The sequence below is a fragment of the Streptomyces sp. NPDC046712 genome (assembly GCF_040645695.1).
Taxonomy (GTDB): domain Bacteria; phylum Actinomycetota; class Actinomycetes; order Streptomycetales; family Streptomycetaceae; genus Streptomyces.
This window is the reverse complement of sequence record NZ_JBEYYW010000012.1, coordinates 108,639-135,557: the sequence shown is the minus strand read 5'-3', so window position 1 is coordinate 135,557 and position 26,919 is coordinate 108,639. Positions and strand designations below refer to the sequence as shown.

Sequence of the window (26,919 nt, the reverse complement as noted above, 5' to 3'; positions counted from 1 at the left end):
GGGGGTCGCACTGCCTCCGGCCGCGGTGGCCGCGTTCGGTCTGGGAGGCGGTTCGGCGGCACCGGCCGCGCCAGGACTTCCCCCGACCACGCAGACGTTGAGCGACACACAGAGTGAACGCCAGGTTCCAGCGAGGCCGGAACCGGAACCACGCAGACCACCGTGCTTCACTCTTGAGCTGCACCAGGACAGCAGGCTGGACCTTTCCGCGTTGACCGTTCGAGCGCTCCGTCTCGGCATTCCTTCCGCGGCCGGATCGCCCCTGCGGGTCGAGAAGCCGTACGAGACGCCCGTCATTCCTACGACCGCACTCACCGCCCCGCCTTTGCCCCGCCCCCGCCCCGAGCCCGTCGCCGAGTCCCCGGAGGAGGACGCTTCCCCACGTCAGGCCGTGGGCGACTCTTTCACGCACTACCGCAAGGAGATCGGCAGGTTCCCGCTGCTCTCCCGGCAACAGGAGGCGGAGCTGGCCCAGGCCATCGAGGCGGGACTGCTGGCTCGCGAGAAGTTGGACGAGGCCGGCCGGAAGATCGCTCCTAAGCTGCGGCGTGAGCTGGAACAGCTGGTCCGGCTCGGGGAACTGGCGTTCACGGACTTCGCCCAGGCGAACCTCCGGCTGGTTGTCAGCATGGCCACCTGGTACACGGGCCGCGGGCTGGACCTCATGGATCTGATCCAGGAGGGCAACCTCGGCCTGCTGCGCGCCATCGAGAAGTTCGACCACCTCAAGGGGAACAAGTTTTCGACGTATGCCGTCTCGTGGATCCGGCAGGCGATCACACGGGCCCTGGCGGACAAAGGCCGCACGATACGGATCCCCGCCCACGCGCACGAAACCCTGGCCGCGCTACGGAAGGCGGCACGGGAGTTGGGGCACGAGTCACCCACCGACGCTCTCCCCACGGTGGCCGCCCGCGCGGGTGTCACCGTTGACGAGGCGCACGTCCTGCTCGCCCGGGTCCGCCGAACACTCCCCCTGGAAGACCTGACCGAGTCCATCGGTGACGACGCCTTGCACGAGGAAGCGGACCGGAGCATTCAGGGACCGCACTGGACCGAACCGGACTTCTACTACGGTGACCTGTCCCCGGAAGAAGTCCGTGATCTGCTCAGCTGCCTCTCCGAACGAGAGCGCCAGGTGATGACCCTCCGACTCGGACTCGACGACGGCCCCGAGCTCACCCTCGACGCAATCGGAGCGGAACTGAACCGCACCCGGGAGCGGATTCGCCAGATCGAGTCCAAGGCCATGGGCAAGCTGCGGGGGCGGATCGACGCGAACCGCATCCACGCCGCCCGTCCGGTCCGCGAGCCGTCACGCGCCGTACCGAGCGACATGGACGGGCATCCCAGCGACGTGGACGGGCCTCCCACCGAGTTCGCTTCCGACGCCCCCTGTGTGCGTCGAAAGGTCTACCGGCCCGGGATCATCGTGGTCGGCCATCAGACGATCCACGTGGGCCTGCAGTGGCACGCGAAAACCGTCACCGTCCTGGTGGCGGACGAGTGGTTCCGAGTGGTGCACGACGGGCGCGAGATCACGACTGTCCGTCGCCACCGCACGGGAGTCGACAAGATCCATGGGGCTCCGGACTGAGGCTGTGCCGGAGCCCCCGCTCAGCATCACGCGGCGAGGAACAGACTGGCCCGCCCGCTGTACGACACATACAGCGCCTCCCGTGCCCGGGTGCAGGCGACGAACAGCAGGCATCGCTCGGCGGCCAGGTCGGTGGTGTGCTGGATACGGTCCACCTCGGCCGGGGTGACGGCCGGCGCGAACGGGAAGGCGGACCGGGTGACTCCGGCGACGGCGACGCACCGGTACTCCAGGCCCTTCATGCTGTGCAGCGTCGACACCCGTACCCCGACCGCGCTCTCCGGTTCCCCGTCCCGCACCCGCACCACGGGGATGCCGGCCGCGGCGAGGCGGTCGCCGAGCTTGCCCGCCAGGGTGTTGAAGCGGGCGCAGACGGCGATGTCCGAGGGCGCGACCCCGGCGTCCATCCAGTCGCGCACTCGGCGCACGACCGCGTCGGCCTCCTCGTTCTCACTTCCGTGCCCCTCACACACGGGCTGTGCGCCGTGCAGCAGCGAGCGGTATCCGGTGAGGGTGTCGTGGGCGTCGCCGGTCAGGTCGGCAACGGGCTCGCTGTCGAGCAGGCCGCGAGCCCAGCGCAGGATCTCCTCGGTGGAGCGGTAGTTGACGCGCAGTCGTCCGCTGCGTCCCGCGACGGAGATGCCGAGGGAGCGCAGCGAGACCCGGGCGTCGTAGATCCGCTGGTGCGGGTCGCCGGTGACGAACAGGTCGTCGGGTCCGTCGGGGGCCAGGACCCGCAGCAGCCGCCACTGCGCCGGGTGCAGGTCCTGCGCCTCGTCCACGACGACATGGTCGTACGACGGTCCCGCACCCGGCTTGTCGCGCAGCAGCCGGGTGGCCTCGGCGCAGACCTGGAGCCAGGTGTGCGCCCGGTCACGGGTCAGGCCGTCCTCGAACAGGGTCACGGCCTGCCAGACGCGCCGCCGCTGCGCCTGCCCGAGCGCGCTGCCGCGTCCTCGCCGTTCGCAGGCCAGGTACTCCTCCTCGCTCCGCAGGTCCTGGGCGAGGACCACGTGCCGGTACTCCTGGGACAGGAACACCTCGTTCCAGGGCAGTTCGAGGCGGCGGGCCACGCGCTGCCAGCGGGTGCGCTCGTCCCGGTCGCCGAGCGCGGTCCCCGGGTTGCCGCGCAGTTGCCGTACGACGCGGTGGGCGACGGCGTCGACGGTGGTGACATCGACACGGGCGAGCAGCGCCGGGTCGTGGTCGAGCAGCAGGGCGAGGCTGCTCTGCAGGGAGCGGGCCAGGGCTCCGGTGTAGGTGGTGAGGAGGACGCGCGTGTCGGGTGCCCGATCCAGGAGGTGCTTGACCCGGTGCAGGGCGACGACCGTCTTTCCGGTGCCGGGGCCGCCGGTGATCTGGGCGGGTCCGGCATAGCCGGGCCGGTAGGCGATGCGCCGCTGGGTGGGGTGGAGGAAGATCCGCCAGGCGGCGAAGGGCTTGGTCAGGATGTCGGCGAGTTCGTCGGGGCCGGTGACGAGCGCGATGCGGCTGCGGGTGCGGGTGACGGCGGCGGCCAGGTCGTCCCCGGCGGTGTCCTCCCCCGCCGCGCTCTCGGCGACGGTCGTCTTCTGGCGTACGGCGACGAGGTCCCGGTAGATGTCGTCGGGGTCGAGGCCCTCGGCGAGCAGCCACAGCGCCTCGTACTGGTCCTCCGGCATCAGCGACCCGAAGGCCTCAAGCTGCGCCTTACTGGTGACGGTGCGGGCCGCCCGCAGGGTGACGTCGTCGACGCCGAGGTGCCGCAGGACGGTGTCCGACCAGGAGGCGAACAGGAGTTGGGGGGCCGCGGCGGCTTCCTGAGCGAAGAGCGGGGTGATCTGCTCCATGGCGGTCAAGTCGCGTACTTCGAGGCAGCGGGTCACGGAGTTGACCGTGTAGAGCCGTCGGCGGGCCCAGGAGTAGGCCTTGTCGTGGGGGACGACGTGGACGAAGACGAAGAGGTCGCTGCCGTCGTCGGGCGCGAGCAGCACTATGCGCAGGCCGTCGTCGACGCGGATGGTCCGCATCCGCGGGTCGCGCGAGCTCACCACCGACTCCAGGTGCAGCCCCTTGTCCGCGTGGAGTTGCGGGACCGTCAGCTGCTGGAACTTGGCCATCGCCTTGTGGACGCGGGCGCGGGCCGGCTTGTCCAGCCGGTCGACGCCCTCCCAGAACGTGTTGGTGATCGCGATCTGCGGCATGTTCCCCACCCTTCGACAGCACCGGCCGACAGAATATCTGTTGACTCAGTTTACGAAACCCTCCATGATTCGTCGCAGGAGTTGCCGCACGACACAGGGGCATCGCGAGCTCGGGGGTTGTTGGGGAGATGACACTGCTGGAACCGGATACGGACGGCCAACTCGTCCTGGAAGACGACTGTGTGGACCTCTTCGATCTGGCCGGTGACCCCCTGGACGCGGCCGTGGCCCGGCTGCACGCGGGCGTGAAGCCGACCGCCGAGGACATCGCCCTGCTCACCGAGGCGGCCCGCACCGCGCAGCGCGCCTTCGAGGAGGTCGGCGCGGCGAACGACGTACTGGACGACGCCTCGGACCTGGGCGAGGACCTGACGACTGCACTCGCGGAGACCTTGCGGCGCCGAGACCGGGCCGAGGTCCCGGCGCTGCTCGGCGCCCTGCGGGCCCAGGCGGCGCGCGTCGAACGCTCCGAGGCCGTACGTACGATCGCCAACCGCGTCCTCGGCAACGGCGGACCGGACGAGCTGGCCGCCCTGGCCCCTGTCCCCGCCCTCACCGCCGCCCTGCTGCCCCGCGTGCCGTCCGTGTACGACGACGAGGAGGAGCCAGGCGCGAACCTCGCCGACCTGTGGGAGCGTCAGGAACGCCTGGAGCGGGTTCAGGACCGGGTGCGCGGGGAGCGGGTGGAGCAGGTCGCGGCGCACCTGGTCGCACTCGCGGAACGGATCGTCGACCGAGCCTTCCTGGACGCCCGGTTCACCCGGGCGGCACTGGACGAGATGGACCGGGCCTACGCGCTGTGGTGTGCGTGCCTGGACGAGGGTTGAAGTGCCCCTGACTGTCAGCGAGAAGCCCTAAGGTCCTTCCCAGGCGCTACGACCGGACCGATCACCGAGGGGGGACGCCGTGCAGGCGAAGGAGACGCTGTTCGCGGATCTCGTCCAGGGCAGGGCACAGCAGTTCCAGGTGCCGCTCTATCAGCGGACGTACTCCTGGACGGAGAAGCAGCTCAGACAGCTGTGGACCGACATTCTGGAGCAGGCCGAGCTGCTGGAGTCCGGGGAGAAGGCGAGCACACACTTCCTGGGGTCCGTGGTGCTCGCGCCGTCGCCGCAGAACGAGGCGACGTTCCCCCGCTGGCTCGTCGTCGACGGTCAGCAGCGGCTGACCACGCTGTCGCTCGCCCTGGCCGCGATCCGCGACCACATAGCGGACGGCGAGCCGGACGAGGCCGAGCGCATCGACGAGGAATACCTCATCAACAAGCGCAAGAACGGCAGCGACCGCTTCCGACTGCTGCCGACCCAGGCTGACCGGGCGCAGTTCGCGGCATACGTGCGCGGACCGCTCTCGGAGCAAGCCGCCGGCGGAGCTGTCGCCGCCGCCTACGGCTTCTTCCGCCGCAAGCTCGTCGAGGCCGCCGATCCGGCCGCCCCGCAGGACGTGCTCCGCATCGAGGAGGCGATCACCTCCCGGCTCACGCTGGTGGCGGTGACAGCCGAGCGCGCGGACAACGTGCACCGCATCTTCGAGTCCCTCAACAACACCGGCCTCAAGCTGAGCCAGGCCGACCTGCTGCGCAACTACCTGTTCATGCGGCTGCCCACCCGCGGTGATCACATCTACGAGACCTACTGGCTTCCACTGCAGGACAGTCTGAGCAACGACGAGCTGGAACAGCTCATGTGGCTTCAGTTGGTGCTCGACGGGGACGACCGGGTCCGCCGCCAGGACCTCTACGCGGCTCAGCAGCAGCGCTTCGAGCGGGGTGAGGTCAGCGAGGCGGAGATCGAGGCGTACATCAAGGAGTTGTACCGGCGCGGCGCACTCTTCCGTCGGCTGCTCCACCCCGAGAAGGAGGCCAACAAAGCGGTCCGCGCCCATCTGCACCGGCTGGACACCTGGCAGGCCCAGGTCACCTATCCCGCGCTTCTGCTGCTGCTCGACCGGCGCGAGCGCGGGGAGCTTGACTCCACGGACACGGCCCGCGCGATGTCGTACGTCGAGAGCTTCCTGGTGCGCCGGATGATGTGCCGGGTGCCGACGAACAACCTCAACAGGATCTTCCAGGCGGTGCCCGGGCAGCTCCCGCTCGACTTGCCCGTCGCCGACGGGCTGCACCAGCTCCTCTCCGCCGAAAACCGCTTCTGGCCCGATGACGACGAGTTGCGCGAGAAGGTCCGGACGGCGCCCTTCTACAAGTTCGGCCGCGGGCACCAGCGCAAGATGGTGCTCCAGCGGTTGGAGGAGAGCTACGAGCATCCCGAACCGGTCGACTTCGCCACCGCGCAGCTCACCATCGAGCACGTCATGCCGCAGTCACCGGGCGACGAGTGGCTCCGGATGTTGAGCGAGGACGTGGTCGACGGCGAGAGCGCGCAGGATCTGCACTCCCGACTCCAGCACACGCTCGGGAACCTGACACTCACCGCGGTCAACGCGGAGTTGTCCAATCACCCCTTCGAGCGCAAGCAGGGCCTGCTCCAGGGCAGCCACCTGGAGATGAACCGCCGCATCGCCACCACTGAGCGGTGGGGCGCAGACGAGATCCGCGAACGTGCCGACGAACTCGCCGACCGCGCGATCGCGCTGTGGCCGGCCCCGCTGCGCGGAGTCGGCCGAGCAGAGCGGAGCCGGGACTGGAACTTGGCCCACCAGGTGCTCGCAGCGCTCCCCCACGGCACCTGGACGTCGTACGGCGATCTCGCGGCGTTCCTCGGCTCCGGCGCCCAGGCCGTGGGCAACCATCTGGCCAATACGCCGGGGGTGGCCAACGCGTACCGGGTGCTCACTTCCGAGGGCAAGGTCTCCGACGGCTTCCGCTGGACGCCTCAGGACGCGGGAGGAGACGTCCGCTCCCGGCTGAGCGACGACGGCGTGCGCTTCACGGCCAACGGGGCAGCCGATCCGGCGCAGCGCCTCTCCGCCGACGAGCTTGCGTCGCTGATCGCGGAAGCCGACGACCCGGCCGACAGCGAGGAGGAAACTGCGCAGAGCGCCCCCGAGAGTCAGGGTGAGGAGACGCGGGCCGACCAGTTCTACGCTCAGCTCGTGGCAGAGAACTCCGACGAGAGGCGGTTCTTCCGGCGGCTCGCGGCGCACGACTCCCTCGAGACCGTGGATGCGGTGCGCGCCCTGTTCACCCACTGGGAGGAACTCGGCGGCTCAATCCACTGGGTAGGAAACGACACCATGAGCAGCGCGTTCCTCAAACTGGGTGAGACGATCGCCCCGGGCCGCTCGATCTCGCTGATGAGCCTCATGCCGGGCGGCGGGTGGGCCGGCTCGGCGCACGTCTCCTTCCAGGTCCTGGCCGCGCAGGAGCCGTTCACCGACCGCGCCCTTCGTACCGAATTCCTCAGGCGTCTCAACGAACTTGAGGGTGTCGACCTCCAGGAGACAAATCCCGGGCCGGACCCCAGGTTCGAGTTGTCGGTGCTGGAAAAAGACCGCAACCGTGAGCTGCTCGGCGAGACTCTGACGTGGTTCCGGGACCGCTGGGAGAGTCGGGGCACAGACTGAGGCAGGGACTCAGGGAGCCCAGGCTGAGCGTCACGAGTCGAACAGTGCCTCCTGGCGGTCCGCCCGTCGCCAAGGGGCACCGGCAAGGACGAGACCCCGTACCTCAGCCGCGCCCGCCCGCGTAACAGACGGGCGACGGCCGACATTGCTGGCCGGTGGTGAACAGGTCGTCGAGGAGGAGGATGGTGCGGTCCTCGACACGGCGCTCGTTGCGGATGGCCTTGGCATGGGCGGCGGCCGCGAGGCGTTTGACGCGTCGCGCCCGGTCGCCTCAGGGCGACGAGTCCTCGGCCGCCGGGATGGCGGCCTCGTCGTGCCGCGGTGCCGACTGCTCCGGCCGTCCCCGGAAGGCGGCTCCCTTGGCTGTCCGCGATTCGACGCGTTCCACGATGCGGTCGATGACCCGTTGAGGGTCCTTCCACTTCAGCGCCAGCCGGTCGTGGTCCATCCCGTGTTCGGAGACGATGTCCCGCAATTGTTCGAGGTCGAGCTCGCTCAGGTTCGAGCGGAGTCCCACCTCGCCAGTTTCGGCGAACACCGCGAACGGGTCGATCACTCCCGGAGCTCGTCGGCTACGCCTCGGGCGTTCTGCCGGCCGAGGTGCGGTCTGCGCATCGGGAGGCGTTAGCGCCTTGGCCAGTGCTCGGGCGAAGCGTGTCGTCCGTGCGGCTTCGGACGCCACCACACCGATGACACGTGCGAGCGTCGCCGCGAGCTCCGGGTCGGAGGCGCCGAGCTTGGTCAGAGCTTCTTCGGCCTCCCGCACCTGGGCATTCAGGAGACCGTTGTCGTCGGGCCGACTGTCGCTCTGCTCGGTCACGCCTTCTCCTCGACCAGTTCGATGAACTCCTGCGTCATGCCACGGAAAGCGTCGAACCCGCCCTGGTAGCCGTACTTCTGCCGCAGAGTACCGCGACCGACGAACTCCGCCGAACCGGCGATGTCGTTCTTCTCGGGGATGAAGGTCGGCAGCACGGCGGGGAGCTTCTTATCCCCCTGAAGTCGCCTGACGGTGTTCCAGTGGACCGTCGAATTGGCCTTGTATTTCGTGATGACGATGCCGATCTCTTTGATGGTCTCCCCCAGGTCTTCCGCGAAGGCCCGCACACGCCGCTGGATCTGAGGGATTCCGTAGGTGGACAGGACATCGGGAATGGTCGGGATGATATACCCCTCGGAGATGCGCAGACCGTTCAGAGTGACGATTCCGAGGTTGGGAGGGCAATCGACGAGCACGTAGTCGTAATCATCAACAATCTTCCGGATCGCCTTGCGCAGGAGATCGGTGGGGTTGTTGGCGTGGAAACGCCCCCTGGGCATGGACGCCAGGCGGTCCTGAACATCGATGAGGTCCAGCGAAGAAGGCAGGAGGTCCACCTTCGTCACCGCATCGACCGATGAGACATTGCGCTGGAGTGTCTTCTCCAGGTCGAACTCCAGAGGCTCGTCCTCGGGCCGCAGTGCGTCCTTGAAGAGGGTCGCCAGGGTGTATCCCTCGTCGTTGAGCTCCTCCCACTTCTCCTCCCCGATCAGGACCGTGGTCAGATTGGTCTGCGGGTCGAGATCGACCACCAGGACCCGCTTGCGGAACTCCGCGGAGAGGAACTCCGCGAGTCCGGCAGTGGTGGTGGTTTTCCCGACGCCGCCCTTCAGGTTGATGGTCGCGATGACATGGGCTTTGGGAGCCATGTGTTTCTTCCTCCGTCTGAGGTAGCTCTGGATCTGACTCGCCCGGAAGACCGGACCGCTCCGCAGGTCCGCGACGGGAGCGGGGAAGTGTTTGTCACGGGCGCGCCAATTCGCTACGACCGTCCGGCCGACCCCCGCCATCTCCGCCACTTCGAACAGTCCGACGAGCTGGTCCTCTGCCTCGGGCGTGCCTTCCATGACATCTCCCCGTGAACAGCCTTCACGATTACCTGTTAAGCGTGAAGGCCGTTCACGATCACCGTCAATCCCCAACTCCGATGGCTGGGAGTGCAGTTGCGCTCACGCGCCCCCCTTGCGCGCGGGTTTACGCCGGGCGCACTCGGCCCAGACCGTCTTGCCACCTGGGTGGTGGGGCTCGCAGCCCCAGGCGTCGGCGAGCGAGGCGACGAGGAGCAGACCGCGTCCCGACTCACCGTCCGCGTCAGACGTCGGTGCGGGGAGTCGGTCGCCTCGGGCGTCCGTGACCTCGATCCGCAGGGTGCCGGCCGTGAGGGTCAGGGCGAGCGGGCGTGGCGACCCCGTACGCGGCCGTGCAGGGCGGCGTTCGCGGTGAGTTCCGCGATGAGGAGGGAGGCCGTGGCCGCGTCCTCGTCGCCGGCCGCCACCTCCGGGCCGTGCTGCTTGTCGGCGAGCCAGCGTTGGGCTGTGTGGCGGGCGGTGCGGGCGCCGTGTCTGCTGGTGGGGAACGTGAGGCGGAAGTGGTGGGTGGTGGCGGTCGGTTCACCGGTGACGGTGACGGTTTGTTGGATCACCTCACCGAGGGCGACGGAGTGGTTCTACCGTGTGGAAGACGTGGGGCGGTACGGAGGGTGGCTGTCCCGGCGTGGAGGGCGGGATGTCCGGGCGTACGGCCGTGACCTGGCCGGGCGTACGGCGGTTCGCCCCTGGTGCGACGGAAGTGGGCGGTGGTACGGGATGGCGGCACAGGCGGGCGGTTCGGGGGTTCCCACCGGCGGTGAGGCGGACGGTACGGACGAGGTGGCCGACCTGTTCCGGGCGCTCGGGCGGCAGATCAAGGTCGCGCGGGTACGGGCCGGGATGAGCCAGAAGGAGCTGGGCGACCGGCTTGGGTACGGGGAGGAGACCATCTCGTCCGTGGAGCGGGGGCGGCGGACGCCTCAGCCTGAACTGCTGGCCGCGGTCGCTGAGTTGCTGGAGTGCGGGGGCTGCTGACGGCGGCTGCGGAGGATGTGGAGCGGGCGAGGGCTCGGAGGAGGGTTCGGCATCCGGAGTGGTTTCGGGATTATGCGCGGCTGGAACTGGAGGCGGTTGAACTCCATTACTACGGCGCGCTGTCGTTGCCGGGACTGCTTCAGACCGAGGGGCACGCGCGCGCTGTCTTCACCGTCCGCAGCCCCTTGCTCGACGAGGAGACGATCGAGCAGCGGTTGACTGCCCGGCTGGCCCGACAGGAGATCCTGACGCGCCGGCCGCCGCCTCTCGTGACGTTCACCGTCGAGGAGTCCGTTCTGCAACGGCCTGTCGGCGGTCGGGACGTGCATCGGGAGCAGTTGAAGCGGCTGCTGGAGGTCGCACCGCTGCGAAACGTAGAGCTTCAGATGATGCCCACCGACCAGCCAGACCACACGAGTCTGGGTGGCCCGTTCACGCTGCTCACTCCAAAGGGGAAGCCTCAAGTCGGCTATCTGAAGTGCAGAACGTCAGCAGGCTGGTGACCGACGCCGAAGAGGTACGTATCCTTGCCGCGCGCTACGGCAGCATCCGCGCCCAGGCCCTCGCTCCACGAGAGTCCCTGGCCCTGATCGAAAGGTTGCTGGGAGATCGATGAGCAGCGAACAGCCCACACAGCTCCACTGGTTCAAGAGCACATACAGCAGTGGCGAAGGCGGCGAGTGCGTCGAGGTCGCCGCCAATGGGACGACCGTCCGCATACGGGACTCCAAGGAACGGGGCGGCCCGCAGCTCGCGTTCACGCGGGACGCGTGGGCCGGGTTCGTCGCGGGCCTCGGGCGGGACGAGGTCTGCCCCACCCGCCCGAGGCTGCGGCACTCAGGCCTCGTGACGCGGGCCCTTCCCCGGCGGCGGGTCCAGCACAGTTCGGTACTCGTCGCCGGTCACGCGGGCCTCTTCCATGCGGTCGTAGATGTCGAGGATGAGGTCCTTGGTGCGGTAGGCGCCGCCGTGGACGGCCTCGCTTTCGCGCTTCACCACGGGGAAGGTATCCATGATGTACTCCACGTCCGCCCGGCTGACCCCGTAGAGGTGGAAGAGCGCCGCGTCTAGCTCCACGCGCAGCAGCTCACGACGTTCCTCGTCCCACTTGAACGGGGCTCCCTCGTAACCAAGGTCTTCGGCGTAGTCGGCCAGGTCCCGGCTGGTGTAGGCGAGTTCCACCACACGAGCGGTGAACCACTCCGCCCCTCCTGACACCGCGCGGAAGTCGGCGAGCGGCGGAACCGGGAGTTGGTAGAGGTAGCCGTACGTCAGGTGCGTTCCGGCGATCTTCTGCCGGATCACGTAGTCGAAGACGAACGACGACATGCACGCCTGGAGCAGCGCAGCCGAGTCGGCGTCCTCCGGGAACATGAGCGGGTTGGTGTGCCCGACGCCGTAAGGCGGGAGCACGGTCGCCATGGTCGTCCGGGTGTCAGTGGAGCGGGCGATGTCCCGCCACCCCATCAGCCATCCCTTCCACCACTCCCGCTCCGCCAGCCGCGTCTCCACCCCCGCCCACATGATCCGGTTGCCCTTCTTGTCCCGCTTGCCAGAGTCCACGTCCTGCTCCGGCACCCAGTACCGGGGCAGCGGCGCGAAGTCCGGGTCGTCGTGCTGTTCCGGCGTCACGCGCGGGAGGGTGCCGACGTTGGCCTGGGCCTGAGTCTGGCCCTCGTACGTGCCGAGGCGGTGGTCGAAGTGGTGGAGCATCTTCGCCTCGTACAGCGGGAGATAGCGGCGCGGCTTCCCCTCTTCGTCGATGCGCGTGAAGACGTTGCCGGTCAACTGCCAGCCTTCGTCAGCCAGTTCCTGCTTGCCCTTGAACAGGTGGGAGTCGGAGGCCATGTTGAACAGGCCCTGCCGGAAGGTCAGCCCCCACGGGTTGCTGCCGCCCCTGCCGAATTCATCTGGCTCCTTGAGTAGAACCGGGACTCGGCTGTAGACGCCGAAGGTGATCTCCGCGTCGCGCCGGGACTCGAAGACCGGGAGGTTCCCCGTGTTCGGGTTGACCAGCAGGATCTCCTCCAGCGGCATGGTGAACCGGCGGGCAGGCAGGTCCTCCATGTACCAGGTGCCGAACGCGAAGGAAGCCTCCCGGACCTGCTCCTCCCGGCCAGTGACCGTGAGCAGACAGAAGCGCGTCGAATGGTGCACGTCCCGGCTCAGCACGAACGCCTCGTTCTTGAAGTCCAGGAACGACACCAGCCGCTTCGAGCGCACCAAGTCGGAGAAGAACGGTGCCGTCGTCGCGTCCGTGGCGATGCCCGTCTGCAGGACCAGCCCGAACCTCCCCCGCGGCGCGATCCCGTGCGACGCCGCCTCCGCGAACAGCGGGTACGTGTTCAGCTTGCCGCGCGCGGCCAGCGGGAACCGCCCCGACCAGCGCGCCAGATGGGAGAAACCGTCGGACCGCCGCTTGTCGGCGATGTACTCGACATGCAGCTCCCGGTCCGCCTCGTCCTCGCTCTCGGCGAGCTTGCCGATCAGGGTCTGCCGTGCCGCCTGGTTCGCGGCCTTGGCGATCTCCGGGGCGACAGTGGCGAAGTACTCCTCGGTCTTGAACTCAAGGGTTTCCCACGGCGGATTCCCCAGCACACAGCTGAACCCGCCCTTCCACCCGGTCCGCTCGTCCACCCCCGGCGCCTTCGCATCCGCGGGAACCCGGAACACCTCCGGGAACTCCAGGTGCCAGTGGAAGAACCGGTACTCCTCGCGGAGCCGTACGACCTCCTCCACCGTGCCGCCGGGCAGGCTCGCGCCGCCGTCCTCGGAGTGCAGGGTGATTAGGGACTGCGTGGTCAGCGCGGGCGGTGTCGCCGTCTTCGTCTTCTTCCAGACGAACGCCGCGCACCACGCGTCGGCCAGTTCCAGGGCCCGGATGTAGTCCGGGGAGGTGGTCAGCGCGCGGTAGGCCTTGGCCTGGTTCTGGACGTCCTCCAGTTCCTGCGAGTCCGTGCCGGTGATCGCCGAGACCGTCTCGCCGAACTCCGCGTTGGACTCGGTCAGCACCTCCTTCGCCGAGAACAGCGCGCCCTGGCTCACCCCCTGGCGCAGCGCGGTCAGCCACTCCCTCCGCTCCGCCGCGTTGCGCTTCTTCAGGTCGGTGACGTGCTTGGACTCGTCGCCCTCCAGCGGCTTGAACGCATCGTCGGGCAGGCCTTCGGCCAGCAGCTTCGGTGTGGTGCCCAGCAGGCCGTTGCCGTGCTTGATGTGGGCGTCGAGGAAGGTGAGCGGCCGGCCCGGCTCCATCGCCTCGATCCACAGGGACACCTTGGCCAGCTCCACGGCCATCTTGTTGAGATCGACGCCGTACACGCACCGGGCGATGACGTCCCGCAGCGCGTGCCGTACGTCCTCGGCGCTCGGCTCGGGGTCGTCCGTCTCGATCTCGGCGAGGCGGCGGGCGATGCGGCGGGCGGCGGCGACCAGGAAGTGGCCGGAGCCGCAGGCGGGGTCGCACACCGTCAGGGCGAGCAGCGCGTCCTTGCGCTCCTTCTTCGTCGTACCGGACTTGACGGCCTGGTCGATGACCGGGGCGAGGGTGGAGTCGAGGAGGCAGTCGATGAGGGGGGACGGGGTGTAGTAGGACCCGGAGGTCTTGCGGTCGTTGCCGTCCAGCTTGGCCAGGACGTACTCGTTGCCCTCGCCGAGGCGCGGCTCCAGTTCGAGCAGGGACTCGTAGACCGAGCCGAGCTCGTCGGCGCCGAGGTGCCGGTAGTCGACCTTGCGGGGGCGGCCCAGCTTGGCGTCGTACACCTCGCACAGGGCGTGTACGGCCTCGTACAGGGACTGGTTGGACAGGCTGAGGCCGTCCAGGATCGCGTCCGTGGCGGTGGGCTCGAACAGGCCGCCCAGCGCGGGGAGGCCGAGTTCGGGGCGGCCGCCCGGTGTGCCGAGGCCCTCGATGACCAGCCGCAGCGCCTGCCACTGGTCGCCGTGGAGGGTACCGGTTCGGCGGGCGACCCGGCGCAGGCGGGCCGTGGAGAAGTACTTCTCGTACGTCTCGCGGGCCTTCTCGGTGGCGTCGGGGTGCAGGAGGAGGTCGCGGTCCTCGGTGACGAAGAGGAACAGCAGGCGGTAGGCGAGGCGCAGCAGGGCCGGGTGGAGGTCGTCGCGGACGTTCTTGTCGCGGGTGCGCAGGGCCTCGCGCAGGTCGGCGTTGTCGGGGTGGGCGATCAGGCCCGTCCCGATCACGGTCAGGGCCTTCTCGACGCCCTTGCGGAGTTCCTTCAGGGCGCGGGTGCCGCTGTCGATGGCCTCGGTGCGCCACTTCTCCAGCGGGCAGGTCGCGGCCGGCTCACCCTCGGCACGGGGTTCGAAGCGGGTGCGGTGCAGCAGGCGCCACAGGAGGACGAAGTCGTCGGAGCGGTCGCCGTCGAAAATCGCCCGGAGGTCGAACTCGATGAACGCGGCGCCGGTGAGGGACGCGGACTCGCGCAGCAGGCGCAGCTGGCGGCCGTTGGAGAGGACGCCCCAGAGGGTGGAGTCCGCCGAGCGGTTGAGGTACTCCTGCACCGTCGACTGCGGCGCCTGCTTGGCCAGTTCGGTGGTGCGGGTGTCGAGGGGGACGTTCCAGCCGGTGAGGTGGACGGGGACGTGCGCCCAGTGGTGGCTGACCTCGAAGTCCTTCTCGCCGTCGTGGGAGGGCAGGCCGGGCGCGGGGACGGGGGTGAGGGCGCCGAAGCCGAGCTGTTCGAAGAGGGGCAGCAGCCAGCGTTCGGTGGTGACGCCGACCGCGTGCACGCCGGGGTCGGCGTCGGCGCCGTCGCGGGCCAGGGCGTCCTGGTAGGCGGCCCACACGCCGCGCAGATAGCCCCAGGAGCGCTCGGCGGCGTCCCGTACCGAGTCGCCCTTGGCGTACAGGCGGTAGTCGGCGGGCTTGGAGCCGGTCTGCTCCTTGCCCTCCTTGATCCTGACCAGGAGGTCGTACGGCAGGAGGCCGCCGACGGTGGCGACGGAGTCAGTGACCTGGGTCCTGGCGGTGCTCATGCGCCCACTCCCTGGGAGAACGTCGGGGCCGGGCGGTAGTGGTACACGCCCAGGATGTCCGGGTCGCCCTGGGGGACGACCTTCAGGCCCGCGAGACGGGCGCGGGAGGCGGTGCGCACCCTGCGGTGCGAGGCCTCCAGGGTGCGGCCCAACTCGGCCGACTGGTAACGCAGTTCGGGCATGATCGCGGGCAGGGAGGCCAGAATCTCGGCGATGTGCTCGGTGGCGAACTTCGGGTCGGTGTTCTGCGTGGCGCGGGCGTCGAGGAGGGCCACCGCCTCGTCCTCCGGCAGCCATTCGGGGGCATCGGGCCTGCCTCGGTAGGCGACCACGCGGGCGTCCTCGGCGAGCTGCTCGCGCACCGAGCCGTCGCGGGCGGGCAGGTTCAGCTGGAAGCGGTGACGTACGAGCAGGAGCGTGGTGTTCCGCTCCACGGCTGCCGTACGGACGACTCCGCAGCGGCGGGCCGGGCGCTGCCACTCGGGGACCTTGCCGGCGTCGTCGAGGGCCGCGTCCAGCACGAAGCGGGCGACGGCGGCGACCACCGGGTCGGTGCGGGTGAGGGCGGCCTCGCCGCGCGGGGCGCTGGGGGCGTCGTGGAAGACGACCGGGCGGGGGTGGCGGGGGCCGAGCGCGTGCGAGACGGTGTCGCGCAGGCCCTGCGGGAGGGCGTCGGTGTGCGCGGTGAAGCCGCCCTGCTTCGTGGGCGCGGGCATACCGCGCAGGGCGCCCAGGGCGCGGCGGGTGAAGTCCCGTACCTCCTCGCCGGTGCCGAGCGCGGCGCGGACCTCGTCGACCTCGGCGGCCACCTCGTCCTTCTTGATGGTGAGCTGGGCGTACCGGGAGCGGTGGCGCTTCTCCCGGTCGGCGGAGGACTGCCAGGCGATCTCCAGTTGCTCGGCCACCTCCTCCTGCGCAAACAGCCCCTCCTGCTCGTACGGGGACCGCTCGCCGCGCAGGATCAGGCCCTCGAACACGGCCTGCATGGCGCTCTCGGACTCCTGCGGTACGGGCACGGAGATGCCGGTGACGCGGCGGATCCGCTCGTGCTTGCGGAGCAGGACATTGAGGACGATGCCGTCGACGGGGTTGTCCGCGCCGTACAGGGTGAGCGCCTTGACGACGTCGGTGCGCTGGCCGAAGCGGTCCACGCGGCCCTCGCGCTGCTCGTGGCGGGTCGGGTTCCACGCGAGGTCGTAGTGGAGGACCGCATCGAAGGACTCCTGGAGGTTGACGCCCTCGGACAGGCAGTCGGTGGCGACCAGGACGCGGCGTTCGGGCGCGGGGTTGCCCTCCTCGTCGGTGCCGGTCAGCTCGGCGATGCGGGTGACGCGCTGGTCGGGCGAGAGTTCGCCGGTGACGGAGGCGATGGCGACCGGGTGTTCGGTGCCCTTCTTGTTGAGGGCCTTCCTGAGGTGGTCGGCGACGTAGTCGGCGGTCGCGATATAGCGGCAGAAGACGATGGGGCGGTAGCCCTCGTCGAGGAGGCCGGAGACCGTGGCGATCAGCTTCTTCAGCTTGGCGTCGCGGGTCGGTCCGAAGAGCTTCCTGGCTGATTCGGCCATGGCGACCAGGCGGGCCCTCTCCTCGTCGTCGGCCTCGGTGTCTTCGGTGTCGGAGGCGGTGGCCTCGGTGGCGGTGGCCTTCGGGAGGCGGGTGCCCGGTACGGCGTCCGCGGACTCGGGGGTCTCGCTGTCGGCCGGGTCGGAGACGGTGCGCTCCCCGGTGCGGTCCGCCTCGGCGGGGGTGTCCGCCTCCTCGACGCCGGCGCGTGTGTTCAGGGACTGCACGGCGGCGGCCGGGGAGGAGGACAGGGTGCGCAGCAGGGCGAGGGTGGACCACCAGCGCTGACGCTGCTGGAGGGCGCCGTCGGCCGCGCGTACGGTCTCGCGGGCGTACGACAGGACCTCGTCGAGGAGCTTCTTGTAGTCGCGGTGCAGGGTGTAGGCGGTCTCGGCGGTGTCTCGGGACGACGGGAAGTGCGCGCCGTCCTGGAAGTCCTCGCGGATGTCGGCGCGGCGGCGCTGCACGAAGAACTCGGCGAGCAGCCTGCGGCCCGCGTCGGTGTCGAGGGGGACGGCGGCCAGGCGGTCGTCGAGCAGGCCGATCAGGCGGCGGAAAGGCTCCTCCTTGCCACTGTGCGGGGTGGCTGTGACGAGGAGAAGGTGGCGGTCGGTCCGGTCGGCGAGGGCGCGCAGCAGCGCGTACCGCTGCTGGGAGGAGCGGGCGGATGCGCCGACTGTGGTGTCGGAGACGCAGGAGTGCGCCTCGTCGACGATCACCAGGTCGGGGCAGTGGCGCAGGAAGTCCTCCCGGTGACGGGGAGACTTGATGAAGTCGGTGGAGACGACGTACGCGCCGTCGGGGCGAAACACCGACTGGCCGTACGGCGTCTCGCGCTCCAGACGGCTGATCGTGGACGGCAGCACGAGACGGGCGTCGACGCCGAACTTCCCGTACAGCTCGGCCCGCCACTGTTCGGCCAGGGCGGGCGAGCACAGCACGACCAGGCCTCGGGCATCGCCCTGCGCGAGCAGCTCGGCGGCGATCAGCCCGGCCTCGACCGTCTTGCCGATACCGACGTCGTCGGCGATCAGCAGCCGCACGGTGTCCTGGCGCAGCGCCATCAGCAGGGGGACCAGCTGGTACGGGCGGGGGTCGACGGCGATCGAGGCGAGGGAGCGGAAGGGGCCGGCGCCGGAGCGGAAGCCGATGCGCAGGGCGGTACGCAGCAGCCCGGCGGCCTGCTGGTCGCCCAGGTCGGAAGGGGTGGGCGGGGCGAAGGTGGCGGGGACGACGGTCTCCAGGCCGGGCAGGACGCCCGCGATGTCGTCGTCGGCGCCGCCGAGCGGGCGCAGGACGAGGAGGTCGGGTGTGGAGTCGGGCAGCACGACCCACTCGCGGCCCCGGGCGTGGACGAGGGAGCCGACGGCGTACTGCCGGGTCGGCTGGGCAGCGGTGGTCATGCGGGCCTTCCGGGGTCGGGGCGTAGGAGTCGTTCCGGCGGGTCGGCCGGGGCGGTGGCCGGGCGGATCGGGTGCGGGCTGTGGGACCGGGGCGGATCGAAGAGGTCCGCCCCGGTCCCTGAGATCAACGGCGCGCCTCGCCGAACACCGAAGGATAGTCGGCCACGGCCTTCGACCAGTCGTCGTCGTAGCGGATACGGATGACCTCCCAGCCGATCTCCTTCAGCCGGTCCGCTGCCTCCTCGTCGCGCAGCGTCGTCTCCGCGTGATCGTGGTGCGGGCCGTCGACGAAGACCGCGACGGGGCCGAAGGAGGTGTCGTAGACGAAGTCCGGCTTGGACAGGGCCGCGCTCAGCTTCACCTGCTGGTGATCGGGGAGGCGGTGGCCGTGGGTCCTGAGGTAGGCGACGAACCGCTCCTCCAGGGAGGAGTCGGCGCCCTCGATGAGCGCGTCGGCGTGCTCGTCGCGGGTGCGGCCCGCGCGGCTGGAGCCGACCTCACCGCCCGCGAAGTCCATCAGCAGCTGCTTCACCAGATGGCGGTCGATCATCCGGTGGTGGCGCTGGTTACCGAAGGAGAGCAGGCAGTCGTAGCAGCCCTTCTCGCAGGGGTCGCCATTGGATTTCTCGGCTCCCCGGTCGCGCCCGACCTGGTCGAAGTGCGCGATCTCCAGGGCCCGGCGGGCAGCGCGGGCGAGCGCGTCGGGCTCGGCCTGCAGGCGGCGCAGGACGCCCGCGCCGCCCTCGGCGCTCTCGATGAACAGCAGCCGTTCGCGGGGGCCGTCGTGCGGCGGCAGCTCCTCGGTGTCCAGCTCGGAGTCCTCCAGCTGGAACTCGGCCTCGATGCCCCGCTCCAGCGCGTACTGGAGGGTGATCGCGGTGTCCTTGTCGACGGGGGCCGCGAGCTTGAGGACGAGGATGTTGCGGGTGTCCTGGACGTACGGGATGACGGGGATCTTGCGTACGGCCTTCTCCGCGTCGGCGAGCCCCTCGTCCTCCACGGGGGTCTCCCGGCCGGGCGCGCTCGTGCTCTGCTTGCCGGTGGAGCCGGCCAGCCACTGACCGGTGACCGGGTCGAGCCAGAAGCCGATCTCGCCCTTGGCGACCGAGCGGCGGTAGCCCAGGTTGGTGAGCCGGACGGTGGCGCTGTCGCCGTAGACCAGTTCGGCAAGGAGGCGGCCGGCCGCGGCCTTCGCCTCGGCGCGCAGCGAACCGTCTCGGCCGTCCTCGTGCTGCTTGAAACGGTAGGAGATCTCCACCGCATAGCCCGTGCGCTGGCGCTCCTCCTCGTCGGAGGAGATCCGGTCACGGCGGTGGGTGAAGACGGTGTGCAGGTGCAGCAGCCCCGTGCGAGGGTCGCCGTACGAACTGTTGCAGCCCAGGCAGGTGTCCTCGCGCCGCTCCTCGGGGGACAGATATCCGCAGCCCTGGCACACCTTGGCGCTCTCGGTGGTCAGCTCGCCCGCGGTGTCCGGCGGGAGCTGCACCCGGTCCACCTTGAACCGGCTGCCCTCGTGGTAGATCAGCGCGCCCGGCCCGAACTCCCTGATCGCGATGAAACGGGACCGCTGGAGGTAGTCGCCGTCGTAGCCGCGGCTGGTGCGGCCGGTGCCGGGGATGTACGCGGCGAGCGGCAGCCGGGGGAAGGAGTAACCGGGCAGGAAGCCCTCGGAGGCGAAGTAGCGGTACGGGTAGAAGTCGGACAGTACCGTGCGCTCGCCGCCCTGCCTGTTCTCCAGGAGGGCGATCTGGTTCTCCGCCTGGGCGCGGCGGCGGACGGCCTGGGCCTGGGAGCGGCCGGTCGCCGTGCGGTTGCGGATGTTGTCGTGCTGGATCTCCCGCTCCTCCAGGGCCTTGCGGTAGAGGTTCCGCCAGCGTCCGCACTTCTCGTCGAAGCGGCCGGGGGCCTTGGCGACGGTGTCCTCCAGCCACTGCTCGTGCCACCAGGAGGTGTCGCGCAGGTCGTCGACACAGCCCGCGAGGACAGTGCGGGCCCGTGCGAGGGCACGCTGCCGGGCTGCCGGCCTGTGGATCTGCTCTCGTACCTCGGGCAGCAGCTCCAGCGAGGGGGTCTTGCCGTCGGTGTCGAGGATCTTCGTCATGGTGCGGCCGAGTTCCAAGCGGGTCTCCGCCAGCCAGATGGCGTGCACATGGGAGGCGATCAGGTCCTCGTTGGCCAGGTCGAGGCGGGGCGCGGCGACGGTGCCCGCGACCATCTGGTCGGAGCGGGTGAAGTAGTACTGGTCGTGGCTGTTGCCGGTCGCGCAGTACGTGGTGACCAGCGCCGGCTGGCCCGAGCGGCCCGCGCGGCCGGAGCGCTGGGCGTAGTTGGCGGGGGTCGGCGGGACGTTGCGGAGGTTGACGGCGTTGAGGCTGGCGATGTCGACGCCGAGCTCCATCGTGGGCGAGCAATAGAGGAGGGGCAGTGGAAGGCCCTTGCTGAACAGCCTCTCCCGCTCCTCACGGACCTCGGGGTGGACCTGGGCGGTGTGCTCGGCGGCGTGCAGGCCGGCGAAGGTGGACGCGACCTCCTTGTAAAGACCCTTGAAGAAGGCGTTGACGCGGGGGCCCCGGCCGGTGCGGTAGGTGCGGCGCAGCCGGTCCACCGCGCCGTGCTCGTCGTCGCGGGCGTGCCAGCGGATCACCGGGTGGTGGATCTGGTAGCCGGGTTCCTCGCCCCGGCCCTGGGTGATCCGGCTCAGGACACCGCCGTCGGCGAGAACCTCCAGCAGGTCGCTGATCACCTTCTGGGCGTCGTCGAGGGAGAGGTCGTGGCTCCAGTCCGGGAAGGTCTCCGGCTTGCGGACGTGGCGGCCGAAAGCGCCGCGGCCGGTGAGGTTCTTCTCGCTGCGGCTGCGGCCAGGCCGCCCCGCGCGCGGCAGCGCGACGGTCGGTGTGGGGGGCGCCGCCTCGGTGTCGGCGATCCCCCAGGCGTCGTTGAGCTTCGCCGACTCCTTGCGCAGCTCGTTGAACTTCGCCTCGGTGAAGTACGGGGTATCCACGGCCCGCTGGCGGCGCAGCTCGTCCATGAGGACCCGGGCGAGATCGAGCCGGGTGGCGGGAGTGGCGGTGCGCAGCGGCCCCGCCGCCCGCTGCCAGCGCCCTTCGTCCTCGGCGATCTGGTCAAGCCCCGCGTACTCCAGGCCGAGGAGACCGGTCTGCTCCAGGTTGGGCATGGTGACCCGCCAGCCGCGCTCCAGGTCCAGGAAGAGCCGGTACTCGGCCACCTGGGCCAGCGCGTCCCGCGTCTCCTCGGCGAGCGCCTCCACTTCGGTGGGGTTGTTGGCGTACTCGTGCGGGGCCAGCCCCATGGCCTCGACGACCTCCTCGCCCAGCCGCTTCCAGCGCAGCCCCTTGTCTCCCGCCTTCAGCATCGCGCGGTACAGCGCACCCCGCAGCTGGGTGACCATCACGAAATCGTTGAAGTGCCCGGACTGCAGGCTGGCGTCCTGCCGGTTGTCGACGAAGGTGAGCAACTTGCGTGCGTCCTTGCCGAGTTCCTTCTCCGGCAGACTCTTCAGGTGGCGCACGATGGAAGCGCTGACGACGGACGTGGCTGTGGACCGGCCCTCCTGGTCGAGCGTCATCAGCTTGGCGAAGTCCCGCTCCCGCACCTCCTCGTAGCTGACCCCGCACTCAAGGCAGAACAGGAACGGGGCGGGCACGTAGGCGGCGTACAGGCCGTCCCCGTCCTTGTTCACCGCCGTGCCGTCGGGCCTCACCCACACGGGCTGCGGGGCGCGCTTCCTGCGGCTCGCGGTGAGGACGGGCGTGCCCTTCTTCGGGTCGAGGGTGAGCCAGCTGTCGGGGAAGCGGCGCTGGTCGATCGCGTCGGCGACGCGCTCGGGCCAGGGGTTGGCAGCCGAGAGGTAGAGGTAGCCCTGTTCGTCGTCCGCGTCCTCACGGGTGCGGAAGGAGACCGTGCCGTCGTCGCTCTGCTCGCGGGCCACGGTGAGGTACTCCTGGCCGCACTCGCGGCAGAAGGACAGCGGCAGCAGGAGCTTCTCCGGCGCTCCGGGCACCCGCTGCTGGTAGGTGCGGGTGATGTGGCGGCTGTCCGCCGGCTCCAGGGAGACGTACGCCGAGCCGCCCTTGGAGAGGAACTGGTGGAGGCGGAAAGCGAACAGGGCGCGGTCGTCGGCGTCGCGGACCTGCGTGCCCGCCCGGAGCGTGGACCGGATGGCCTGGGCGCAGGCGGTGTACGGCTCGTCCTCGGGTGCGTCGCGCGGGATGGCGAAGGCGTCCTCGCGCAGGGCGCGCGCGGCGAGTTCCACGGTGGTGGGCTTGGCGCGCACCAGCAGACGGGTGCCGTCCTCGTCGGTGGTCTCGGTGAGGCCGAAGGTGGTCTCGACCCAGCGGGCCAGCGGGTCGGCCTTGAGTGCGTCGTACTCCAGCGGCGGGTTGTTCTCCCTTACTCGGGCGGCGAGTTCGGCACGCGTGGGGGGCGTGTCGCCGGTCGCGCGGACCAGGGTCTCGGCCACCACCCGGTCCGGGGAGATCTCCGTGTCGAACAGGGTGGAGGCGACCTCGGCGACCTCGCGGCGGCGGGCGGCGGGGGTGCCCTTGGTGGACATGGTGGCGGAGGTGCCGACGCACTGCAGGGCGGGCGACTCGCACGCCTCGCGCACACGCCGGACCAGCAGGGCGACGTCGGCGCCCTGCCGGCCGCGGTAGGTGTGCAGTTCGTCCAGGACGAGAAAACGCAGGCCCTTGGCTTTGCCGATGAGCCGCTTGCGCTCCTCGGGGCGGGTGAGCATCAGCTCCAGCATCACGTAGTTGGTGAGCAGGATGTCCGGGGGCGTGTCGAGGACCGCGTCCTTCTCGGCCTGCTTCTCCTGGCCGGTGTAACGGGCGTACGTGACGGGCTCGTCACCCTCGCCGTATCCGGCGGTGAGGAACTTCTTCAGCTCGCCCCGTTGGCTGTTGGCCAGCGCGTTCATCGGGTAGACGATGATCGCCTTGATGCTCGGGGGGTCTCCGGGCCGCTTCTCGCGCAGGATCCGGCTGACGATGGGCACGATGTAGCCGAGGCTCTTGCCGGAGCCGGTGCCGGTCGTCAGGACGTACGAGTCCTTCGAGTCGGCGGCCTCGATGGCGTCGCGCTGGTGCCGGTGGAAGCGGATGGGGCGGATCGTCGCATCCCGCTTGTCCTTGCCGGTGCGGAAGATCCGCTTGCACTCGGGGTGGAGGAGGCCGAGGTCGTCGGCGAGGTGGTCGACGGTGCCGCCGCTCGCGAAGCTCGGGTTGAGGGAGAGCCAGGGGTCGGGCCACTGGTCGCCGTCGGCAAGGGACTTGGACACCTTCTCGCCGATCCGCGGGTCGTCGATCACCACCGATCCGGACGTGTACTCCTTGTAGTCCCGGATGAGCCGGCGGTGCACCTCGAAGACGTCCACGTGATCCTCACTAGCTCCCGACGCGATCCACACATCACCGTAGCGGGTGATACACACGGGACGAACCGCCCCGCCTTCACCCCATTACAGCAAGGGCATGTGAACTCAGTCAACGAATAAACCGTCATGCGGGCGGCATATAAAGCATCGCCGTGTCACACTCTCCCTGACACCAGCCCGGGCAGGCACGGAGGGGACGGGCCGCAGCGCGAATGGACACCGGAACACTGATCGCCGGGCGCTACCGGATCAAGCGCCTCATCGGCCGGGGCGGCATGGGAGTCGTCTGGCTCGCCCACGACGAGAACCTGGGCCGCGACGTGGCGTTGAAGACCATGAACGTCGATCCGGGACTCACCGAGGAGCAGCGCGCCCGCGACGCCGAAAGGTTCCGCCGGGAGGCGCAGGCCGTCGCGCGACTCGACCACGCAGGCCTCGCCACCGTCTACGACCTCGGCGAGGAGAACGGCACCCGCTTTCTCGTCATGCAGTACGTGATCGGGCCCCCGCTCGACGACCGAATCGTCGAGGAGGGCCCGCTCTCCATCGAGGAGACCGCGTCGATCGGCGTCCAGATCGCCTCGGTCCTGGGTTCGGTGCACGCCCGCGACGTCGTGCACCGCGACCTCAAGGGCAGCAACGTCGTGATCCGCACGGACGGCGTGGTCAAGGTCCTGGACTTCGGCGTCGCCGCCTTCCTCGATCCGGACACCACCGGCCTCACCACGACCGGCGAGCGCCCCGGCAGCCTGGAGTGCATGGCGCCGGAACAGGTGCGGGGCAAGCCGGTCGACCCCCGCACCGACCTGTACGCGCTGGGCTGCCTGCTGTACACGATGCTGACGGGCGAGCCGGTCTTCACGCACGAGTCCGAACTGATGCTGCCCGGCATGATCCTTGAGCGGCAGCCCGTACCACCCGGAAGGCTCCGCGCGGACATCCCCTCCGAACTGGAGGACCTGGTCCTCCAGTTGCTGGCCAAGGACCCCGACGAACGGCCCACCCACGCCGGCGAGGTGTGGCGGCGCCTCGCCGTGTGGCTGCCCGAGCGCCGCACCCCCGAACAGGCACTCGTCCCGTGGGCCGAGGTGGACCCACTGCGGCCCTTCACCCACCCGATGGGACCCGACGCCCGGCCGGTGCGTGCATGGGCGACGAGGCGGGACGCACATCTGTGAACAAAGTCAATGGTCATGTACGCTGGCGGATGTGGTTCGGAGGAAGTATGGCTTGATCACACACCCATGACCGAGAGAAAGTCCTCCCTCCACCAGAAAAGCCCTGGGAGTGCAGATGTCCACGTCGCGTGCCGTACCGGTGACCTTGGCGGAAATCGCCCGCCTTGCGGGTGTGGGACGAGCCGCGGTGAGCAACTGGCGAAGACGGCACCCCTCCTTCCCCGAGCGGATCGCCGGCACCGACACCAACCCTCAGTTCTCCTTGACCGACATCGAGGGATGGCTGCGCGAGAACAAGAAGCTGAAGAGGTCCGCCGAGAGGGAATGGCTCTGGCCCGGTTTCGAGGCGCTCGGCGGGCGTGACGAGACCGGGACCGCGATCGCCGAGGTGGGCCGGCTCCTCTCCGGGCGGGTGAGCGACGAGGGCGCGGAAAGCCGTGAGATCCGTGCCGAGACGCGGGAGCTGATCGAGCGGGCCGTGGATCTCGGACAGCGCGAGGGCGGCATGGAGACGTTCGCGTTTCTGCTGCGCCGCTGGCTCGACGTCCACGTGCGCCAGATCGCCACGACCCCGGAACCGCTCGCATCCCTCATGGCGGAGCTCGCCCTCTGGACAGCCGACGGTGTGTCGGGCGACAGCCCGGGGAGCTCCGGCGGCACCACGGTCTTGGACCCCGCTTGCGGCCCCGGGAATCTCCTCCTGGCCGCGGCCGACGCCGTGAGGGCGTCCGGCGCCGGGACGCTCACGCTGCTCGGCAGCGACCGGGACGCCGCCCTCGCCTCGCTGGCGGACTCCCGTATGGCACTCGCCGAAAACGAGGGGCAGAAGGAGAAGGAGTGGGCGCAGGTCTCTGTACGGGCTGCGGACTCCCTGCGCGACGACCCGTTCTCCGGCACCCGCGCCGACATCGTCCTGTGCAACCCGCCCTTCAACGAACGGGATTGGGGATACGAGGAGTTGGCCACCGACGCCCGCTGGAGCCATGGCCTTCCCCCGCGCACCGAGCCCGAACTCGCCTGGGTCCAGCACTGTCTGGCCCAGCTGCGGCCCGGCGGCGCCGCGGTCCTGCTGCTGCCGCCCGCCGTCGCAGCCAGGAAGGCCGGCCGCCGCATTCGCGGCTCGCTGCTGCGCACCGGGCAACTGCGGGCCGTCGTTGCGCTGCCGCCCGGCTGCGGCGCACCGCAAAGCGTCTCCCTGCACCTGTGGGTGCTGCAGATGCCCACCGCTGGGGAAGGCGCACCGGCGGGCGATCGGCTGCTGGTCGCCGACGCGGCCTCGCGCTTCCCCCGGGACCCGGAGGAGAAGTGGACCCCCGACTGGGCGGCGATCAGCGCTTTCGTACGCGAGGCCGTTACGGAGGCCGACTCCCCGCAGACCGCTGCCTACGTACGGCAGGTGCCTGTCATCGAGCTCCTCAACGACGAGGTCGACCTCACCCCTGGACGCCACATCGCCCCGTCCCCGGCGGACGCCGCACCCCGACTGGCCGAAGCCTGGAGGGAATTCACCGGTCTCACCTCGAAGGTGAACAAGTCGGCCAAGCTGCTCACGGCGCTGGGTCTCGCCACGGCCGAGGCGGACACACCGACGGCGACCACGGTCGCCGAGCTCGCCCGGGCCGGGGCGCTCACCCTGCGTGGCGGCCAGCAGCCGCCGGAGGAGTCGATCCACACCGGCCCGCCATCCGGCGACGGCATCCCGCTCCTCACCCTCCCCGACCTTCTGGTGGACGGCGAACCCCGCAGCTGGCTCGCCCCCGGCGCCGCGTCGGCAGGCGAGGCCGTGATCGCCGAACCCGGGGACATCGTGGTCGTGGGCGTCGCCCGCGCTTTCTCCGCATGGGTCCACGAGGGGCCGCCGACCGCCCTCGGCCCACAGCTGCATGCCGTGCGAGTGCAGCCCGAACAGCTCGACGCCTGGTTCCTCGCCGGTTCACTGCGGGCTCCCGCCAACGCCCGGCAGGCCGGCACCCACACGACGAACTCCTCCCGCATCGACGTCCGCCGTCTCCAGATCCGCCAGGTTCCCCTCTCGGAGCAGCGGCGCTATGGGGAGGTATTCCGCGAACTCACCGCCTTCGAAGCGCTGTTGCGCCGGAGCACCGACCTCGGCTCCAGCCTTGTCCGCGACCTCGGCGACGAGCTGGCGGCGGGGCGGCTGGCTGATCAGACGTAGCCCATCGCCCCGCCCCCACCGGTCGGC

11 protein-coding genes and 3 pseudogenes are annotated in these 26,919 nt (G+C 70.0%); 7 read left to right on the top strand and 7 right to left on the bottom strand.

Translation table 11 applies throughout. The annotated features are described in order from the left end of the window. Positions 1–211 precede the first annotated feature (211 nt). Positions 212–1,597, top strand: coding sequence for a sigma-70 family RNA polymerase sigma factor (locus ABZ939_RS18020; RefSeq protein ID WP_361855460.1), 1,386 nt, complete (start codon positions 212–214; stop codon positions 1,595–1,597). A gap of 26 nt (positions 1,598–1,623) precedes the next feature. Here ABZ939_RS18020 and ABZ939_RS18015 read toward each other — a convergent pair whose 3' ends face one another. Then, positions 1,624–3,780 (bottom strand): UvrD-helicase domain-containing protein, encoded by a 2,157-nt coding sequence (locus tag ABZ939_RS18015; RefSeq protein ID WP_361855457.1) that lies wholly within the window; start codon positions 3,778–3,780, stop codon positions 1,624–1,626. 128 nt (positions 3,781–3,908) lie between these two features. On the opposite strand from ABZ939_RS18015, the gene ABZ939_RS18010 reads away from it, so the two are divergent. Both ABZ939_RS18010 and ABZ939_RS18005 read left to right on the top strand, forming a co-directional pair. Then, positions 3,909–4,607, top strand: a complete 699-nt coding sequence (locus ABZ939_RS18010) for a hypothetical protein (RefSeq protein WP_361855454.1) — start codon at positions 3,909–3,911, stop codon at positions 4,605–4,607. A gap of 79 nt (positions 4,608–4,686) precedes the next feature. Then, on the top strand, positions 4,687–7,302 hold the full coding sequence (locus tag ABZ939_RS18005) for a DUF262 domain-containing protein (RefSeq protein WP_361855452.1): 2,616 nt from the start codon (positions 4,687–4,689) through the stop codon (positions 7,300–7,302). A gap of 271 nt (positions 7,303–7,573) precedes the next feature. Here the strand turns inward: ABZ939_RS18005 and ABZ939_RS18000 are convergent, their stop codons facing one another. The 3 genes and pseudogenes from ABZ939_RS18000 to ABZ939_RS17990 form a co-directional block, all read right to left on the bottom strand. Continuing rightward, positions 7,574–8,122, bottom strand: coding sequence for a hypothetical protein (locus ABZ939_RS18000; RefSeq protein ID WP_361855449.1), 549 nt, complete (start codon positions 8,120–8,122; stop codon positions 7,574–7,576). Beyond that, on the bottom strand, positions 8,119–9,189 hold the full coding sequence (locus tag ABZ939_RS17995; RefSeq protein ID WP_361855447.1) for an AAA family ATPase: 1,071 nt from the start codon (positions 9,187–9,189) through the stop codon (positions 8,119–8,121). Before ABZ939_RS17995 ends, ABZ939_RS18000 begins: the two co-directional genes overlap by 4 nt. 102 nt (positions 9,190–9,291) lie before the next feature. Beyond that, a pseudogene (locus ABZ939_RS17990) lies at positions 9,292–9,764 on the bottom strand (ATP-binding protein). A gap of 163 nt (positions 9,765–9,927) precedes the next feature. On the opposite strand from ABZ939_RS17990, the pseudogene ABZ939_RS17985 reads away from it, so the two are divergent. Further along, positions 9,928–10,801: pseudogene (locus tag ABZ939_RS17985) on the top strand (helix-turn-helix transcriptional regulator). After that, positions 10,798–10,989: pseudogene (locus ABZ939_RS17980) on the top strand (DUF397 domain-containing protein); the annotation flags it as partial. The pseudogenes ABZ939_RS17985 and ABZ939_RS17980, both read left to right, overlap by 4 nt. 33 nt (positions 10,990–11,022) lie before the next feature. On the opposite strand, the gene ABZ939_RS17975 reads toward ABZ939_RS17980, so the two are convergent. From ABZ939_RS17975 to ABZ939_RS17965, 3 genes are all read right to left on the bottom strand, one after another. Then, positions 11,023–15,177, bottom strand: a complete 4,155-nt coding sequence (locus ABZ939_RS17975; protein WP_361855444.1) for a DNA methyltransferase — start codon at positions 15,175–15,177, stop codon at positions 11,023–11,025. Further along, complete coding sequence (locus ABZ939_RS17970) at positions 15,174–18,143, bottom strand: helicase-related protein (RefSeq protein WP_361855441.1); 2,970 nt, start codon at positions 18,141–18,143, stop codon at positions 15,174–15,176. Before ABZ939_RS17970 ends, ABZ939_RS17975 begins: the two co-directional genes overlap by 4 nt. Positions 18,144–18,267: 124 nt before the next feature. Beyond that, entirely contained in the window at positions 18,268–23,538 is a 5,271-nt protein-coding gene (locus tag ABZ939_RS17965; protein WP_361855438.1) for a DEAD/DEAH box helicase, read from the bottom strand. 212 nt (positions 23,539–23,750) lie between these two features. Between ABZ939_RS17965 and ABZ939_RS17960 the strand changes: the two genes are divergently transcribed. Both ABZ939_RS17960 and ABZ939_RS17955 read left to right on the top strand, forming a co-directional pair. Further along, the gene (locus tag ABZ939_RS17960; RefSeq protein ID WP_361855435.1) at positions 23,751–24,716 is read left to right on the top strand and encodes a serine/threonine-protein kinase; all 966 of its coding nucleotides are present in this window, start codon (positions 23,751–23,753) and stop codon (positions 24,714–24,716) included. 115 nt (positions 24,717–24,831) lie between these two features. Continuing rightward, positions 24,832–26,892 (top strand): N-6 DNA methylase, encoded by a 2,061-nt coding sequence (locus ABZ939_RS17955; RefSeq protein WP_361855432.1) that lies wholly within the window; start codon positions 24,832–24,834, stop codon positions 26,890–26,892. The last annotated feature ends 27 nt before the right edge of the window (positions 26,893–26,919 follow it).

What these genes read in the sequence shown, in the direction of transcription:
- ABZ939_RS18015 (WP_361855457.1), bottom strand. Translation starts at nt 3,780, where the DNA reads ATGCCGCAGATCGCGATCACCAACACGTTCTGGGAGGGCGTCGACCGG.
- ABZ939_RS17995 (WP_361855447.1), bottom strand. Translation starts at nt 9,189, where the DNA reads ATGGAAGGCACGCCCGAGGCAGAGGACCAGCTCGTCGGACTGTTCGAA.
- ABZ939_RS17975 (WP_361855444.1), bottom strand. Translation starts at nt 15,177, where the DNA reads ATGAGCACCGCCAGGACCCAGGTCACTGACTCCGTCGCCACCGTCGGC.
- ABZ939_RS17960 (WP_361855435.1), top strand. Translation starts at nt 23,751, where the DNA reads ATGGACACCGGAACACTGATCGCCGGGCGCTACCGGATCAAGCGCCTC.
- ABZ939_RS17970 (WP_361855441.1), bottom strand. Translation starts at nt 18,143, where the DNA reads ATGACCACCGCTGCCCAGCCGACCCGGCAGTACGCCGTCGGCTCCCTC.
- ABZ939_RS17955 (WP_361855432.1), top strand. Translation starts at nt 24,832, where the DNA reads ATGTCCACGTCGCGTGCCGTACCGGTGACCTTGGCGGAAATCGCCCGC.
- ABZ939_RS18010 (WP_361855454.1), top strand. Translation starts at nt 3,909, where the DNA reads ATGACACTGCTGGAACCGGATACGGACGGCCAACTCGTCCTGGAAGAC.